General features: G+C 61.5%; 13 protein-coding genes. 9 read left to right on the forward strand and 4 right to left on the reverse strand.

The annotated features are described in order from the left end of the window. Position 1: 1 nt before the first annotated feature. The 9 genes from BW979_RS21545 to BW979_RS21585 all read left to right on the forward strand — a co-directional run bounded on the left by BW979_RS21545 (position 2) and on the right by BW979_RS21585 (position 10,025). On the forward strand, positions 2-1,012 hold the full coding sequence (locus BW979_RS21545) for a hypothetical protein (RefSeq protein ID WP_076385624.1): 1,011 nt from the start codon (positions 2-4) through the stop codon (positions 1,010-1,012). A 487-nt stretch (positions 1,013-1,499) separates the two neighbouring features. Beyond that, positions 1,500-2,915 carry a cytochrome c oxidase accessory protein CcoG gene (gene ccoG / locus BW979_RS21550; RefSeq protein ID WP_047227182.1) on the forward strand — a complete coding sequence of 472 codons (1,416 nt, stop codon included), beginning with the start codon at positions 1,500-1,502 and terminating at the stop codon, positions 2,913-2,915. An 11-nt stretch (positions 2,916-2,926) separates the two neighbouring features. Then, a complete protein-coding gene (locus tag BW979_RS21555; protein ID WP_047227181.1) occupies positions 2,927-3,466 on the forward strand; it encodes a FixH family protein in 540 nt (179 codons plus the stop codon). Positions 3,467-3,613: 147 nt separating this feature from the next. Then, positions 3,614-6,064 (forward strand): heavy metal translocating P-type ATPase, encoded by a 2,451-nt coding sequence (locus tag BW979_RS21560; RefSeq protein ID WP_076385626.1) that lies wholly within the window; start codon positions 3,614-3,616, stop codon positions 6,062-6,064. A gap of 24 nt (positions 6,065-6,088) precedes the next feature. Next, positions 6,089-6,307, forward strand: a complete 219-nt coding sequence (gene ccoS, locus BW979_RS21565; protein ID WP_047227179.1) for a cbb3-type cytochrome oxidase assembly protein CcoS — start codon at positions 6,089-6,091, stop codon at positions 6,305-6,307. Then, on the forward strand, positions 6,300-6,983 hold the full coding sequence (locus BW979_RS21570; RefSeq protein WP_076385628.1) for a sulfite exporter TauE/SafE family protein: 684 nt from the start codon (positions 6,300-6,302) through the stop codon (positions 6,981-6,983). Before ccoS ends, BW979_RS21570 begins: the two co-directional genes overlap by 8 nt. Before the next feature lie 207 nt (positions 6,984-7,190). Next, positions 7,191-8,573 carry an oxygen-independent coproporphyrinogen III oxidase gene (gene hemN, locus BW979_RS21575; protein WP_047227177.1) on the forward strand — a complete coding sequence of 461 codons (1,383 nt, stop codon included), beginning with the start codon at positions 7,191-7,193 and terminating at the stop codon, positions 8,571-8,573. Between the two features lie 93 nt (positions 8,574-8,666). Beyond that, a complete protein-coding gene (fnr, locus tag BW979_RS21580) occupies positions 8,667-9,401 on the forward strand; it encodes a fumarate/nitrate reduction transcriptional regulator Fnr (RefSeq protein ID WP_047227176.1) in 735 nt (244 codons plus the stop codon). Positions 9,402-9,476: 75 nt separating this feature from the next. Further along, complete coding sequence (locus tag BW979_RS21585) at positions 9,477-10,025, forward strand: adenine phosphoribosyltransferase (protein WP_041020481.1); 549 nt, start codon at positions 9,477-9,479, stop codon at positions 10,023-10,025. Between the two features lie 132 nt (positions 10,026-10,157). On the opposite strand, the gene recR is transcribed toward BW979_RS21585, so the two are convergent. From recR to dnaX, 4 genes are all read right to left on the reverse strand, one after another. Further along, positions 10,158-10,760, reverse strand: coding sequence for a recombination mediator RecR (gene recR / locus BW979_RS21590; RefSeq protein WP_047227281.1), 603 nt, complete (start codon positions 10,758-10,760; stop codon positions 10,158-10,160). A 66-nt stretch (positions 10,761-10,826) separates the two neighbouring features. Further along, complete coding sequence (locus BW979_RS21595; protein WP_076385630.1) at positions 10,827-11,861, reverse strand: NADP-dependent oxidoreductase; 1,035 nt, start codon at positions 11,859-11,861, stop codon at positions 10,827-10,829. Positions 11,862-12,134: 273 nt separating this feature from the next. Then, entirely contained in the window at positions 12,135-12,473 is a 339-nt protein-coding gene (locus BW979_RS21600; RefSeq protein WP_003183512.1) for a YbaB/EbfC family nucleoid-associated protein, read from the reverse strand. Positions 12,474-12,537: 64 nt separating this feature from the next. Beyond that, complete coding sequence (gene dnaX / locus BW979_RS21605) at positions 12,538-14,598, reverse strand: DNA polymerase III subunit gamma/tau (protein WP_076385632.1); 2,061 nt, start codon at positions 14,596-14,598, stop codon at positions 12,538-12,540. Positions 14,599-14,608 lie beyond the last annotated feature (10 nt).

The following is a 14,608-nucleotide window of genomic DNA, read 5'->3' on the forward strand; positions in this document are numbered from 1 at the left end:
GATGGACATATTCGATCTTCTCTCATACAAGCTTGAAAATTTCCTGAACGTCCGGCCGTATCCGAAGGCGTTGGGTGCTGTTTTTTACAAAGAAGACGAGCCTTCGCTACTGAACGTCGTCGCGAAAAAACACAATGGCGCTCCCTTCAGCGTTAGCCGCTGGCGGGACTTGTTTTCCACCAGCGCTTTCGAAAAAGCCATGCTGAAGAACGGCTTCACGGAACCCGACTGCTACGCCCTCCTCCTGGTCCTGTCGCGCTTTGGCTACCTGCTTGAAATCGACAACCGTCAACGAACCAACAAGGAATATTTTATTTTCTTCTACCTGATCCAACTGATCAGCTTGAAGAACAGCACCCTGGATGCGGATGCGCGCCTCAGGAACTACATGCTTAGGTTCCTCCTCTTCGAATTGAGCATCGATGACGAGGCGTATCGTCGGTTCAGCATCGAGGGCAATCAGTTGATGATGGCGACCGATGGGCTGGGGTCCGTGGCTTTTCTGGATGTGATTGATCTGGTTTACAAAGCGATCAAGGCCGACAGCAGGAAAGAGCATCAACTGCTGAGTACGTTGAAAACGTTTCAAACAAGCACAGTCAGATTACTCAGCGAGCCCGACGATACCCATTACCGCTGCGCGATCAATGATCGTCACAGCGAGCTTATGTACCCCGACGTTTTTTTGCCCACCTATGCTCAGGACAGGCAAAAAATATTTGATGCTTTGATCGACGCGGTCAATCCGCTTCAGTCAACGGCAAACCTGTTCGTCTCCAATATGGTTGTGATGAATTACGCCTTTCACGTCCTGAAAGACAAGCCTCACGAAATTCTAAAACTGAAAAAACACGTCCGTGATGAAGCGCTGTTCGGCCAATTGCTGGAGGTGATCATCATGCGTCGGATGGCAGTCAACAAAGCGCTGTTCGAAAAAATTCCCACGGGGCACGATCTGTCCTTGATCAAGGATGAGCAAACCGCGTTCTACAACATTTTGTACCGCCGGTAGAAACTTGATGCATTTGTGCGCCTGACGCCTCTCTTTGCAGCGCACAAAAATAATCAGAGCCGGGATTCGGCTGTGCTCAAGAAAACCCTGGCGGCTAGATCAAATTGGAAAACAAGCAGTTCGATCTGGCGCTTGCGAACAAATGACCAGGCGCAGGTTAAGCGCAAATCCCCGTGGCGAGGGAACTTACCCCCGCTGGGCGCGGAGCCGCCAAAAATAGTGGCACAAAACAATCAGGAGGGGCTGTCGAACGAGTCGGCAGGCCCATGGTTTTTTCGCCAACGCCATGGAATGTCTATAGTCAATTGATCTGGGTCATGACTTGTTACATCCGCTACACCATTCTATGCAGAGTCCCAACGCGACCAAAGGTCGCACCCTTGAGCTAGACCTACAGGCGTATCATTGCACCACTGCAATACCCTTTCTGACCGTGGTCGGCACGTACTGATCCCGGCACTTTTCCACTGCCGTGGGATGCATTTTGATGAGTAACCAGATTCCGGTACATGACGTCACCCCGCCTGCCAAGGACGCGAACCAAAGCGTCGACCTGTATGCCTCTCGGGAAAAAATCTACACCCGTGCCTTCACCGGCCTGTTCCGCAACCTGCGGATGGTCGGCGGTGGCGTGTTGTTCCTGCTGTATTTCGGTACGGTCTGGCTGAACTGGGGCGGGCATCAGGCCGTCTGGTGGAACCTGCCCGAACGCAAATTCTTCATTTTCGGTGCGACCTTCTGGCCCCAGGACTTCATCCTCCTGTCCGGACTGCTGATCATTGCCGCCTTCGGCCTGTTTTTCATTACGGTCTATGCCGGGCGAGTCTGGTGCGGCTACACCTGTCCGCAAAGCGTGTGGACCTGGATTTTCATGTGGTGCGAGAAGGTCACCGAAGGCGACCGCAACCAACGCATCAAGCTCGACAAGGCGCCCATGAGCGGGAACAAGTTCCTGCGCAAGTTGGCCAAGCACAGCCTGTGGCTGCTGATCGGTTTTGTGACCGGCATGACCTTCGTCGGTTATTTCACGCCGATTCGCGAACTGGTGTTCGAATTCTTTACCGGCCAGGCCGATGGCTGGTCGTATTTCTGGGTCGGCTTCTTTACCCTCGCCACCTACGGCAACGCCGGCTGGCTGCGCGAGCAGGTGTGCATCTACATGTGCCCTTACGCCCGTTTCCAGAGCGTGATGTTCGACAAGGACACCCTGATCGTTTCCTACGACCCGCGTCGGGGCGAAAGCCGTGGCCCGCGCAAGAAGGGCGTTGACTACAAGGCCCTGGGCCTGGGGGACTGCATCGACTGCACCATGTGCGTCCAGGTCTGCCCCACCGGTATCGACATTCGCGATGGCCTGCAGATTGAATGTATCGGCTGCGCGGCGTGCATCGACGCCTGCGACAACATCATGGACAAGATGGATTATCCGCGCGGGCTGATCAGTTACACCACCGAACATAACCTCTCGGGGCAGAAAACCCATAAACTGCGCCCACGCCTGATCGGTTATGCCCTGGTGCTGCTGGCAATGATCAGTCTGCTGGTGACCGCGTTCTTCATGCGTTCGCTGGTCGGTTTCGACGTCAGCAAGGACCGCGTGCTGTACCGCGAGAACGCCGAAGGCCGGATCGAGAACGTCTACAGCCTCAAGATCATGAACAAGGACCAGCACGACCATACGTACGTGCTGGAGGCCTCCGGCCTGCCGGATCTCAAGCTCCAGGGACGACGGGAAATCAAGGTCGCGGCCGGTGAGATCTTCACCCAGCCGGTAGAACTGTCCAGTGCACCGGACCAACTGCCGTCGAGCACCAACGAGGTGACGTTCATCCTCAAGGATGCCGATGACGACAGCGTTCATGTTGAAGCCAAGAGCCGGTTCATCGGCCCACAAATTCGTTGAGAGAACTGAACATGCCTGCAGCAACCGCCACCAGCCCCTGGTACAAGCATCTCTGGCCGTGGATCATCATTGCGATCCTGGCCTGCTCGGTGACGCTGAGTCTGACCATGGTGACCATCGCCGTGAACAACCCGGACAACCTGGTCAACGACAACTACTACGAAGCCGGCAAGGGCATCAACCGCTCCCTGGAGCGCGAACTGCTGGGCCAGACCCTGCAACTGCATGCCAACGTGCAACTGGATGACGTCACCGGCGAAGTGAACCTGCGCCTGAGCGGCGACAGCCGGCCCCAGACCCTGGAACTGAGCCTGATCTCGCCCACCCAGCCGGAGAAGGATCGCAAGATCGTCCTGACGCGCAACGACAGCGAGCCGGGACGGTATGTCGGTCAATTGACGGACAAGATCGAAGGCCGGCGCTTTGTCGAATTGCTGGGTGTGGAGAACGACAAGACCTGGCGCCTGTTCGAAGAAGAGCAGATCAACCATGACCAGGCCATCCTGCTCGGCGATGAACCGCTGCAAGGCGCTGAAGACCTGAAGAAATAGACGGCTGCGCTGCGCGCAATCGCGAGCAGGCTCGCTCCCACATTGAGGTGTCGTTAGGTTCAATTCACAACGACGCAGACCTGTGGGAGCGAGCCTGCTCGCGAAAAGGCCTTCAGATGCCAGAAAGTTTCGATATGTGAATACCTCATGACCACCCCACTGCCTTGCTACCACTGCGCCCTGCCCGTCCCCCCGGGCAGTCGCTTCACCGCCGTTGTCCTGGGTGAAACCCGTGAGCTGTGCTGCCCGGGCTGCCAGGCGGTGGCCGAGGCCATTGTCGCTGGTGGTTTGGAAAGCTATTACCAGCATCGCAGCGAAGCGTCGGCCAACCCCGAAACCCTGCCGGTCCAGTTGATCGATGAGCTGGCGCTGTACGACCGCCCGGACGTGCAGCAGTCGTTCGTGCGCCATGAAGGCGAGCTGGCCGAAACCACGCTGCTGATCGAAGGCATCAGTTGCGCCGCCTGCGGCTGGCTGATCGAAAAACAACTGCGCAGCCTGCCGGCCGTGGCCGAGGCGCGGCTGAACCTGTCCAATCACCGCCTGCACGTGAGCTGGGCCGACGCTCAATTGCCGCTGAGCACCTTGCTGGCCGAACTGCGCCAGATCGGCTACGTCGCCCATCCCTACCAGGCCGATCAGGCCAGCGAACAGTTGGCCGCGCAAAATCGCCTGGCCCTGCGCCAATTGGGCGTAGCCGGTTTGCTCTGGTTCCAGGCGATGATGGCGACCATGGCCACCTGGCCGGAATTCAACATCGACCTGAGCCCGGAGATGCACACCATCCTGCGCTGGGTCGCGCTGTTCCTCACCACACCTATCGTGTTCTATAGCTGCGCGCCGTTCTTCAAGGGCGCGATGCGCGACCTGCGCACCCGACACCTGACCATGGACGTTTCGGTGTCCCTGGCCATTGGCGGTGCCTACGTGGCCGGGATCTGGACGTCCGTCACCGGGGTGGGCGAGCTGTATTTCGATGCCGTGGGCATGTTCGCACTGTTCCTTCTGGCCGGTCGCTACCTGGAACGCCGTGCCCGGGAGCGCACCGCTGCCGCCACCGCACAACTGGTCAATCTGCTGCCGGCCTCGTGCCTGCGCCTGGAGGATAACGGCCAGAGCGAACGAATCCTCCTCAGCGAATTGCGCACCGGCGACCGGGTCCTGGTGCATCCCGGAGCGGTTCTGCCGGCCGACGGCAGAATCCTCGACGGCCAGTCCAGCGTGGACGAATCACTGCTGACCGGCGAATACCTGCCACAACCTCGCCAAGTGGGCGACACGGTGACGGCCGGCACCCTTAACGTAGAAGGCGCATTGACGGTCCAGGTGTTGGCACTGGGGCAAGACACCCGGCTGTCGGCCATCGTCCGGTTGCTGGAACGAGCCCAGGCCGAAAAGCCGCGGCTGGCGGAAATCGCCGACCGCGCCGCGCAATGGTTCCTGCTGTTCTCCCTGGTCGCTGCGGCGGCCATCGGTCTGCTGTGGTGGCAACTGGATGCCTCTCGCGCCTTCTGGATCGTGCTGGCGATGCTGGTCGCTACCTGCCCTTGCGCACTGTCCCTGGCCACGCCAACCGCTCTTACCGCCGCCACCGGCACGCTGCACAAGCTTGGCCTGCTGCTGACTCGCGGCCATGTGCTGGAGGGCCTGAACCAGATCGACACGGTGATTTTCGACAAGACCGGCACCCTCACCGAAGGGCGTCTGGCGTTGCGCGCCATTCGAACGCTGACGGCCCTGGACAGTGATCAATGCCTGGGCCTGGCCGCTGCCCTGGAAAATCGCTCCGAACACCCCATCGCCCGTGCCTTTGGCCGCGCGCCACTGGCCGCCGAGCATGTGCAAAGCACCCCGGGGCTGGGTCTGGAAGGGCTGGTGGGTGACCAGCGCCTGCGCATCGGCCAACCCGGTTTTGTCTGCGAACTCAGTGGCGCAGCGGTGCCGGTGATGCCGGATGAGCCCGGACAATGGTTGCTGCTGGGTGATGACATCGGTCCGTTGGCCTGGTTCGTCCTCGACGACCGCTTGCGTACCGACGCCCCGGCATTGCTGGCCGCCTGCAAAGCGCGGGGCTGGCGCACACTGTTGCTGTCGGGCGACAGTTCGCCCATGGTTGCCAGTGTCGCCGCCGAACTGGGCATCGATGAGGCCCGCGGCGGTTTGCGCCCGGACGACAAACTGGCCGTGTTGCAACAGTTGCACCAGCAGGGCCGCAAGGTGCTGATGCTCGGCGACGGGGTGAACGACGTGCCGGTGCTGGCGGCGGCGGACATCAGTGTCGCCATGGGCTCGGCCACCGATCTTGCCAAGACCAGCGCCGATGCAGTGCTGCTGTCCAACCGTCTCGACGCCCTGATCCACGCCTTCAGCCTGGCCCGGCGCACACGGCGGGTGATCATCGAGAACCTGGTGTGGGCGGCACTGTACAATGGCCTCATGTTGCCGTTCGCCGCCCTCGGCTGGATTACGCCGGTGTGGGCCGCGATCGGCATGTCCATCAGTTCGCTGACCGTGGTGTTGAATGCGCTGAGGCTGACTCGCCAGCCCAAGATGCAGGTTTTCGATGCCTCGCCCGATACCCGCCCGCTGCCGGCCTGAGCCGCGCGGGCATGGAGTTCCGACATGCCAGCTCTTTACGTGATGATCCCGGCCGCACTGCTGATCGTGGCCATTGCCGTCTACATCTTCTTCTGGGCCGTGGACAGCGGGCAGTACGATGACCTCGACGGTCCGGCCCACAGCATTCTGTTCGACGATCAGGATCCGAACCACAAGGCAGCGGTGGACGAAGCCAGCGGCGAGCCCCGCAAGCCGGACGACAAGGCCCCGCCCCATGCTTGATCTGGCGCCATTGTTGGTCTCGGCGCTCATCCTGGGTTTATTGGGCGGCGGCCATTGCCTGGGGATGTGCGGCGGCCTGATGGGCGCCCTGACCCTGGCAATCCCCAAGGAACAGCGCAGCCGGCGCTTTCGATTGCTGCTGGCCTACAACGTTGGGCGGATTCTGAGCTACGCCAGCGCAGGGTTGCTGATCGGCCTGGCTGGTTGGGCCGTGGCCAATAGTCCGGCGGCGATGGTCATGCGCGTGTTGGCCGGCCTGCTGTTGATCGCCATGGGCCTGTACCTGGCGGGCTGGTGGAGCGGCCTGACCCGCATCGAAGGCGTCGGTCGTGGCCTGTGGCGGCATATCCAGCCCGTCGCCAACCGTTTGCTGCCGGTGTCGAGCCTGCCCAGGGCCTTGCTGCTCGGCGCGCTCTGGGGCTGGCTGCCGTGCGGGTTGGTCTACAGCACCCTTCTCTGGTCGGCCAGCCAGGGCGATGCGCTGGACAGCGCGTTGCTGATGCTCGCCTTCGGCCTCGGCACCTGGCCGGTGTTGCTCGCCACGGGCATGGCCGCCGAACGCATCACCGCCCTGTTGCGCAAACGCAGCGTGCGCATGGCCGGCGGGCTGTTGGTGATTGTCTTTGGTATCTGGACCCTGCCAGGGCCGCATCAGCATTGGCTCATGGGGCATTGACCGAGTCGCCGCCATCGCGAGCAGGCTCGCTCGCACACTGGATCGCGGCTGACCCAAACCTCATGAACACCGCAAATCCCTGTGGGAGCGAGCCTGCTCGCGATTGGCCCTCGCCCAGACTCCACCCCCCGTTGACGCAAATCAAAACCGCCCCGCGCCCTCCCTCTTAAACTCTCGCCCATGCCAGCCTATCCGGGAAACGCCCGCATGCTCGACGCCATTCGTTGGGACTCAAACCTGATCCACCGTTACGACCTGGCGGGGCCCCGCTACACCTCGTATCCGACCGCGGCGCAATTTGGCAGCCAGGTGGGGACCTTCGACCTGCTCCACGCCCTGCGCGACAGCCGCAAAGCCTTGAGGCCACTGTCGTTGTATGTGCATGTGCCGTTCTGCGCGAACATTTGCTACTACTGCGCCTGCAACAAAGTCATCACCAAGGACCGTGGCCGCGCCCACGCCTATCTGCAACGCTTGGAACAGGAAATCCAGCTGATCGGCTGCCACCTCGACCCGGCCCAGCGCGTAGAACAATTGCACCTGGGCGGCGGCACCCCGACGTTCCTCAACCATGACGAACTGCGCCAGTTGATGGCCAGGTTGCGCCAACACTTCAACCTGCTGGAGGACGATTCCGGCGACTACGGGATCGAAATCGATCCCCGGGAAGCCGACTGGTCCACCATGGGCCTGTTGCGGGAACTGGGTTTTAACCGCGTCAGCATCGGCCTGCAGGACCTTGACCCGGCCGTGCAGCGCGCCGTCAACCGCCTGCAAAGCCTGGAAGAAACCCGCGCGGTGATCGAAGCCGCCCGGACCTTGCAGTTCCGTTCGATCAACATCGACCTGATCTACGGGCTGCCCAAACAGACCCCGGAAAATTTCGCCCGCACGGTCCAGGAAGTCATCCAGCTGCAGCCGGACCGGCTTTCGGTGTTCAACTACGCCCACTTGCCGGAACGCTTCATGCCCCAACGCCGCATCAACAGCCAGGACCTGCCCAACCCGGCGCAGAAACTAGCGATGCTGCAAGGCACCATCGAACAACTGACCGCGGCGGGTTATCGCTATATCGGCATGGACCACTTCGCCCTGCCCGACGACGAACTGGCGATTGCCCAGGAAGACGCCACCCTGCAACGCAACTTCCAGGGCTATACCACCCATGGTCACTGCGACCTGATCGGCCTTGGCGTGTCAGCCATCAGCCAGATCGGCGATTTGTACTGCCAGAACAGCAGCGACCTGAACCATTACCAGAACACCCTGGCCGACGGTCAACTGGCGACCAGTCGCGGGCTGCTGTGCAATGCCGACGATCGGCTGCGGCGCGCCGTGATCCAGCAGTTGATCTGCCATTTCAATCTGCTATTCACCGACATCGAACAAACGTTCAACATCGATTTTCGCGGTTACTTCGCACCGTTGTGGCCACAACTGCAAGAGATGGCCGCGGACGGCCTGATCGAATTGGACAGCAGCCACATCAAGGTACTGCCCGCCGGGCGCCTGCTGGTGCGCTCGGTGTGCATGGTCTTTGATGCCTATCTGGAAGGACACAACCGACAGCGCTTCTCCCGAGTCATCTGAGCGCGACAATTTGACGATGAAAGCCCACTGGCCGGAGTACCTTAGCTGAGTTACCCTTACGGCTTATGTGTGTTTCCCACAAGGATTTAAGAAATGTCCGAGCCAGTCAAACTGCGCGCCCACAACCAGGCCCATTGCAAGGATTGCAGCCTGGCTCCGCTCTGCCTGCCACTTTCATTGAATCTGGAGGATATGGACGCGCTGGACGACATCGTTAAACGGGGCCGACCGTTGAAAAAAGGAGAATTCCTGTTTCGCCAGGGCGACACCTTCGATTCCGTCTATGCCGTGCGCTCGGGCGCCTTGAAAACCTTCAATCTGAGCGATGGCGGCGAAGAACAGCTCACCGGCTTCCACCTGCCCAGCGAGCTGGTGGGTCTGTCGGGCATGGACACCGAAACCCATCCGGTCTCGGCCCAGGCGCTGGAAACCACCTCTGTGTGCGAGATCCCCTTCGATCGCCTGGACGAACTGGCCTTGCAACTGCCGCAACTGCGTCGTCAGTTGATGCGAGTCATGAGCCGGGAGATCCGCGACGATCAGCAAATGATGCTGCTGCTCTCGAAGAAAACCGCCGACGAACGCATCGCCACGTTCCTGGTCAACCTCTCGGCACGTTTCCGCGCTCGCGGGTTTTCGGCCAACCAGTTCCGCCTGAGCATGTCGCGTAACGAAATCGGCAACTACCTGGGCCTGGCGGTGGAGACCGTGTCCCGGGTATTCACCCGTTTCCAACAGAACGAGTTGATCGCCGCCGAAGGCAAGGAGATCCATATTCTCGACCCGATCCAGCTCTGCGCCCTGGCGGGTGGCTCGATCGACGGCTGATGAGCATGCGCGCGGCCCAGGTTCGCCTTGCCGCGCTATACTCCGGCGTTTGCAGCCTGCCAGGACACCTAGACGATGGTCTTCGACTCCTTCGATATCAAATCCCTGATCCGCCCCGTGATCGATTTCCCCAAGCCGGGCGTGATCTTTCGCGACATTACCCCACTGTTCCAGTCCCCCACCGCGTTGCGGCTGGTGATGGACAGCTTCGCCCATCGTTATGTCGAGGCCGAGTTCACCCACATCGGCGCGATGGATGCGCGAGGCTTCCTGATCGGCTCAATCCTGGCTTATCAGTTGAACAAGCCCTTGGTGCTGTTTCGCAAGCAAGGCAAGCTGCCGGCGGATGTGCTGGCCGAGGGTTACCAGACCGAATACGGCGAAGCCTTCCTTGAAGTTCACGCCGACAGCCTGTGCGAGGGTGATTCGGTGGTGATGTTCGATGACCTGATCGCCACCGGCGGCACGCTGATCGCCGCCGCCAACCTGATCCGCCGCATGGGCGCCAAGGTCCACGAGGCCGCGGCGATCATCGACCTGCCGGAGTTGCTTGGCTCGCAGCGCCTGGAAGACATGGGGATACCGACGTTCTGCCTGACGCAGTTTTCGTTGAGCGAAAGGTAACGCCCGTCAATAGCACACACACCCCATGTGGGAGCGAGCCTGCTCGCGATAGTGGTGTGTCAGCCGACATCAATGGTGGCTGATCTGCCGCTATCGCGAGCAGGCTCGCTCCCACAGGGTTATTCGTGGCAGTTATAAAGCGATCGGTTTGCGCCCGGCAAACGAATGCGCCAGCGTCCCGCCGTCCACCAGTTCCAGCTCGCCGCCCAGCGGCACGCCATGAGCGATGCGTGAGGCGATCAGGCCCTTGTTGTTGAGCAATTGCGCGATGTAGTGGGCGGTGGCTTCGCCTTCGACCGTCGGGTTGGTGGCGAGGATGACTTCGGTGAAAGTCCCGGCCTCTTCGATCCGCGCCATCAGTTGCGGAATGCCGATGGCTTCCGGCCCCAGGCCGTCGAGCGGAGACAAATGCCCCTTGAGCACGAAATAACGGCCGCGAAAACCGGTCTGCTCCACGGCGTACACATCCATGGGTCCTTCCACGACGCATAGCAGGCTGTCGTCCCGACGCGGGTCGGCGCATTGCGGGCAGAGGTCGTCTTCAGTGAGGGTGCGGCATAAGCGGCAATGCCCTACCCCTTCCATGGCCTGGCTCAGGGCCAGAGCCAGACGCGAACCGCCGCTGCGATCACGCTCAAGCAATTGCAACGCCATGCGCTGAGCAGTTTTCTGACCCACACCCGGCAAAGTTCGCAGGGCGTCGATCAGTTGGCGAATCAAAGGGCTGAAGCTCATGGAGGAAATGTCCGACATAACAACGAGACGCGGTTTATACCCGCGCCTCCGATTAGCGTCAAATACTCAATCCTGCGCCACCCGCACCACCAGCTTGCCGAAGTTGCGCCCTTCCAGCAGGCCGATAAAGGCCTGTGGTGCATTCTCAAGGCCATCGACCACGTCTTCGCGGAACTTGACCTTGCCGTCACGCACCCAAGGCGCCATGGCGCTGATGAACTCCGGCTGACGACCACTGAAATCGTCGAACACGATAAACCCCTGGATCCGCACGCGCTTGGTCAGCAAGGTGCGCTGCAATTGCGGCAAGCGATCCGGGCCGCTAGGGGCTTCATGCTCGTTATAGGACGCGATCAGGCCACAGAGGGGAATGCGCGCCTTGGCGTTGAGCAGCGGCACCACGGCGTCGAACACCTTGCCACCGACGTTTTCGTAATAGATGTCGATGCCCTTGGCGCAAGCCCGGGCCAGTGCCTCGGCAAAGTCATCGCGCTTGTGATCGACACAGGCGTCGAACCCCAACTCGTCGACCACGTACTTGCATTTCTCGGGGCCGCCGGCCACACCGACCACCCGCAGGCCCTTGATCTTCGCCACCTGGCCGACCACCGAGCCGACTGCGCCCGAGGCTGCCGCGACCACCAGGGTTTCCCCGGCCTTGGGCTGACCGATCTCCATCAAGCCCATGTACGCGGTCATGCCCGGCATGCCCAGCACACCCAGCGCCATCGACGGGCTGGGCAGCCCGGACGGGATCGGAATGACATTGCGGCCATCGCTGACAGTGTGGCTCTGCCACCCCGTAGCGCCCACCACCAGATCCCCCTCCTGAAACTTCGGATGCATAGAACGCTCGACCCGGCTGACAGCACCACCGGTCATCACCTCATCGATTTCCACCGGCGCGGCGTAGGAAGGTGCGTCGCTCATCCGTCCGCGCATGTAAGGGTCCAATGAGAGAAACAGCGTCTTGAGCAGGATCTGCCCCTCCTGCAGCTCCGGCAACGTCACCTGCTCCAGACGGAAGTTGTCCGGGGTGGGAGCACCTGTGGGGCGGGAGGCGAGGACGATGCGCTGGTGGGTGGTCGATGCTTGTGACATGGAAGCGTCTCCTTGATCGTTGAGTGGCACTTACAGGAAGCAGACCATTGCCGGCTGGGCGGCGTTCGATGTTTGTTCAGTGGGTACTGGTGGGAGCAAGGCTTGCCCGCGATGCAGACGCCTCGGTTCGTCGCAGCGGCACGTCATCGTCCATCGCGGGCAAGCCTTGCTCCCACAGGTAAAGTTTCTAGCGCACTCGCCTTGTGACACAAACAAAAATGCCAGGCGCGATGCCTGGCATTGTATGTAGCCCATCCCGATCGGGATGGCGAGTCAGAACGGCAGTTTCATGCCCGGCGGCAGTTGCATGCCAGCGGTCATGCCGGACATTTTGTCCTGGCTGTTGGCTTCGATCTTGCGCACTGCGTCATTGACGGCGGCGGCGAACAGGGCTTCGAGCATTTCCTTGTCGTCTTCGCTCAGGCCTTCGACCACGCTCGGGTCGATGCTGACACGCTTGATGTCGTGGCGACCGGTCATGACCACGGTCACCATGTCGCCGCCGGACTTGCCGGTGACTTCGGCGTTGGCCAGTTCTTCCTGCATCTTGGCCATTTTTTCCTGCATCTGCTGCGCCTGCTTCATCAGGCCGGCCATGCCACCTTTCATCATGGGAATCACCTCGAAAGTACTTGGATAAACACCGCGCCCGGCCCGTTCGGCCTGACGCTTTCAGTTATGAGCCCTGGGTCACCGGGGCCTCGACAGGTTCGATAGTATCGTGACGGACCACGGCACCGAACTGTTGCATCATTTGCTGGATGAACGGATCACCGTGGATCGACTCCTCGGCTTCGCGCTGACGGTCGGCACGGCGGCGGGACGCAGCCTGGGCCGGCGTCTCCTGCTCAGGCTTGATCAGCTCAATGCTCAGCGTCAGCGTGCGCTGGTGATACTGGTTCAGTGCATCGTTGAGACGGCGCTGCTGCGTGGCGTTGAACAGCGCGCTGTGGGCCGGGTCCAGGTGCAGCAGCCAGTGGTCGCCCTCCACGGAGATCAGCGTGCAGTTGGCGGCAATGCTGCCGGTCATGCCGGTAATCGGCAGGTTCGGGAACAGCTCCAGCCATTGCAGGGCCAGCCCGGTAGCCGGCATCGCCGCCGGTTCAGGCTCGGGCTCCGGGGCCGGCTCGGCGGCGTGCTCGCTGGCCAGTTCATCCAGATAGCTGTAGGCCGAATCCATGTCCGGCTCGATGTAATCCTCGTCCAGTGGCGGCTCATCATCCAGGTCCATGCCTGGCGTGGCGACATCAACGTCCGCCACCGTGGGCTCAGGCAACGGTGCAGCCACCCACTCGGGCGCGTCGGGTACCACGCTGTCGGGCGTGGGCATAGGCATCGGTGGCAACTCGGGTTGCTCGGCGACGGTTTCCAGCACCGGTTCCACGGCAGGCTGCTGGACGACCTGGGTCTCGACCGGGTCGTTCCAGGGCAGGTCGACCACTTCTTCAGCGACCGGCTGCGGCAACGCCTCGACGACAGGCTCGGGCTCAGGCGCCGCGACGACAGGCACCGGGGCCGGTTGCTCAACCGCTGCCGGGGCAGAGGCCACTGCCGGCGCAACGACGGGCGCGGCAGCCACTGGCTTGGCGGAATCAGCTGTGGCCTGGCTGATCCCCACTGGCTTTAGCGGTTGCCTCGGGGCGTTGTCCGTGTCGGCTGGCCGGAACGCGAGCATTCGCAGCAGCACCATTTCGAAACCACCGCGCGGATCCGGCGCCAGGGGTAGGTCGCGCCGACCGATCAGCCCCATCTGGTAGTAGAACTGCACGTCTTCGGCCGGCAGCGCCTGAGCCAGTGCCAGCACCCGATCGCGGTCGCCATGACCGTTGTCGACACCCTCGGGCAAAGCCTGGGCGATGGCGACACGGTGCAACACGTTGAGAATTTCCGAAAGCACGCCATTCCAGTCCGGCCCCTGCTCGGCCAGGTGACGCACCGCTTCGAGCAACGCCTTGGCGTCACCGTCGATCAGCGCATGCAACACGTCGTAGACCTGGCCGTGGTCGAGGGTGCCAAGCATGGCCCGCACATCGGCGGCCATGACCTTGCCTTCACCAAAGGCAATGGCCTGGTCGGTCAGGCTCATGGCGTCACGCATCGAACCATCGGCGGCGCGACCCAGCAGCCACAGCGCATCGTCTTCGAACGGTACGTTCTCGACACCCAACACGTGGGTCAGATGCTCGACCACCCGCTCCGGGGTCATGTTCTTGAGGGAGAACTGCAGGCAGCGGGACAAAATCGTTGCAGGAAGCTTCTGCGGGTCGGTGGTCGCCAGGATGAACTTGACGTAGGGCGGCGGCTCCTCGAGGGTCTTGAGCAGCGCATTGAAGGAATGGCTGGAAAGCATGTGCACTTCGTCGATCAGGTAGACCTTGAAGCGCCCACGGCTTGGCGCGTACTGCACGTTGTCGAGCAGTTCACGGGTGTCTTCGACCTTGGTGCGGCTGGCGGCGTCGATCTCGATCAGGTCGACGAAACGGCCTTCGTCGATTTCCCGGCATACCGAGCACTCGCCACACGGCGTCGAGGTAATACCGGTTTCACAGTTCAGGCACTTGGCGATGATCCGCGCGATGGTCGTCTTGCCGACGCCGCGCGTGCCGGTGAACAGGTAGGCGTGATGCAGCCGCTGGCTGTCCAAGGCATTGATCAGGGCCTTGAGCACATGGGTCTGGCCGACCATTTCGCGGAACGAGCGCGGACGCCATTTACGTGCAAGAACCTGATAACTCATCGAAAACCAT

Source organism: Pseudomonas sp. A214, from assembly GCF_900156295.1.
Taxonomy (GTDB): Bacteria; Pseudomonadota; Gammaproteobacteria; order Pseudomonadales; family Pseudomonadaceae; genus Aquipseudomonas; species Aquipseudomonas rhizophila.

Bases quoted from the DNA above. Each gene is read 5' to 3' on its own strand.
- BW979_RS21545 (WP_076385624.1), top strand. From the start codon at position 2: ATGGACATATTCGATCTTCTCTCATACAAGCTTGAAAATTTCCTGAAC.
- ccoG (WP_047227182.1), top strand. From the start codon at position 1,500: ATGAGTAACCAGATTCCGGTACATGACGTCACCCCGCCTGCCAAGGAC.
- BW979_RS21555 (WP_047227181.1), top strand. From the start codon at position 2,927: ATGCCTGCAGCAACCGCCACCAGCCCCTGGTACAAGCATCTCTGGCCG.
- BW979_RS21560 (WP_076385626.1), top strand. From the start codon at position 3,614: ATGACCACCCCACTGCCTTGCTACCACTGCGCCCTGCCCGTCCCCCCG.
- ccoS (WP_047227179.1), top strand. From the start codon at position 6,089: ATGCCAGCTCTTTACGTGATGATCCCGGCCGCACTGCTGATCGTGGCC.
- BW979_RS21570 (WP_076385628.1), top strand. From the start codon at position 6,300: ATGCTTGATCTGGCGCCATTGTTGGTCTCGGCGCTCATCCTGGGTTTA.
- hemN (WP_047227177.1), top strand. From the start codon at position 7,191: ATGCTCGACGCCATTCGTTGGGACTCAAACCTGATCCACCGTTACGAC.
- fnr (WP_047227176.1), top strand. From the start codon at position 8,667: ATGTCCGAGCCAGTCAAACTGCGCGCCCACAACCAGGCCCATTGCAAG.
- BW979_RS21585 (WP_041020481.1), top strand. From the start codon at position 9,477: ATGGTCTTCGACTCCTTCGATATCAAATCCCTGATCCGCCCCGTGATC.
- recR (WP_047227281.1), bottom strand. From the start codon at position 10,760: ATGAGCTTCAGCCCTTTGATTCGCCAACTGATCGACGCCCTGCGAACT.
- BW979_RS21595 (WP_076385630.1), bottom strand. From the start codon at position 11,861: ATGTCACAAGCATCGACCACCCACCAGCGCATCGTCCTCGCCTCCCGC.
- BW979_RS21600 (WP_003183512.1), bottom strand. From the start codon at position 12,473: ATGATGAAAGGTGGCATGGCCGGCCTGATGAAGCAGGCGCAGCAGATG.
- dnaX (WP_076385632.1), bottom strand. From the start codon at position 14,598: ATGAGTTATCAGGTTCTTGCACGTAAATGGCGTCCGCGCTCGTTCCGC.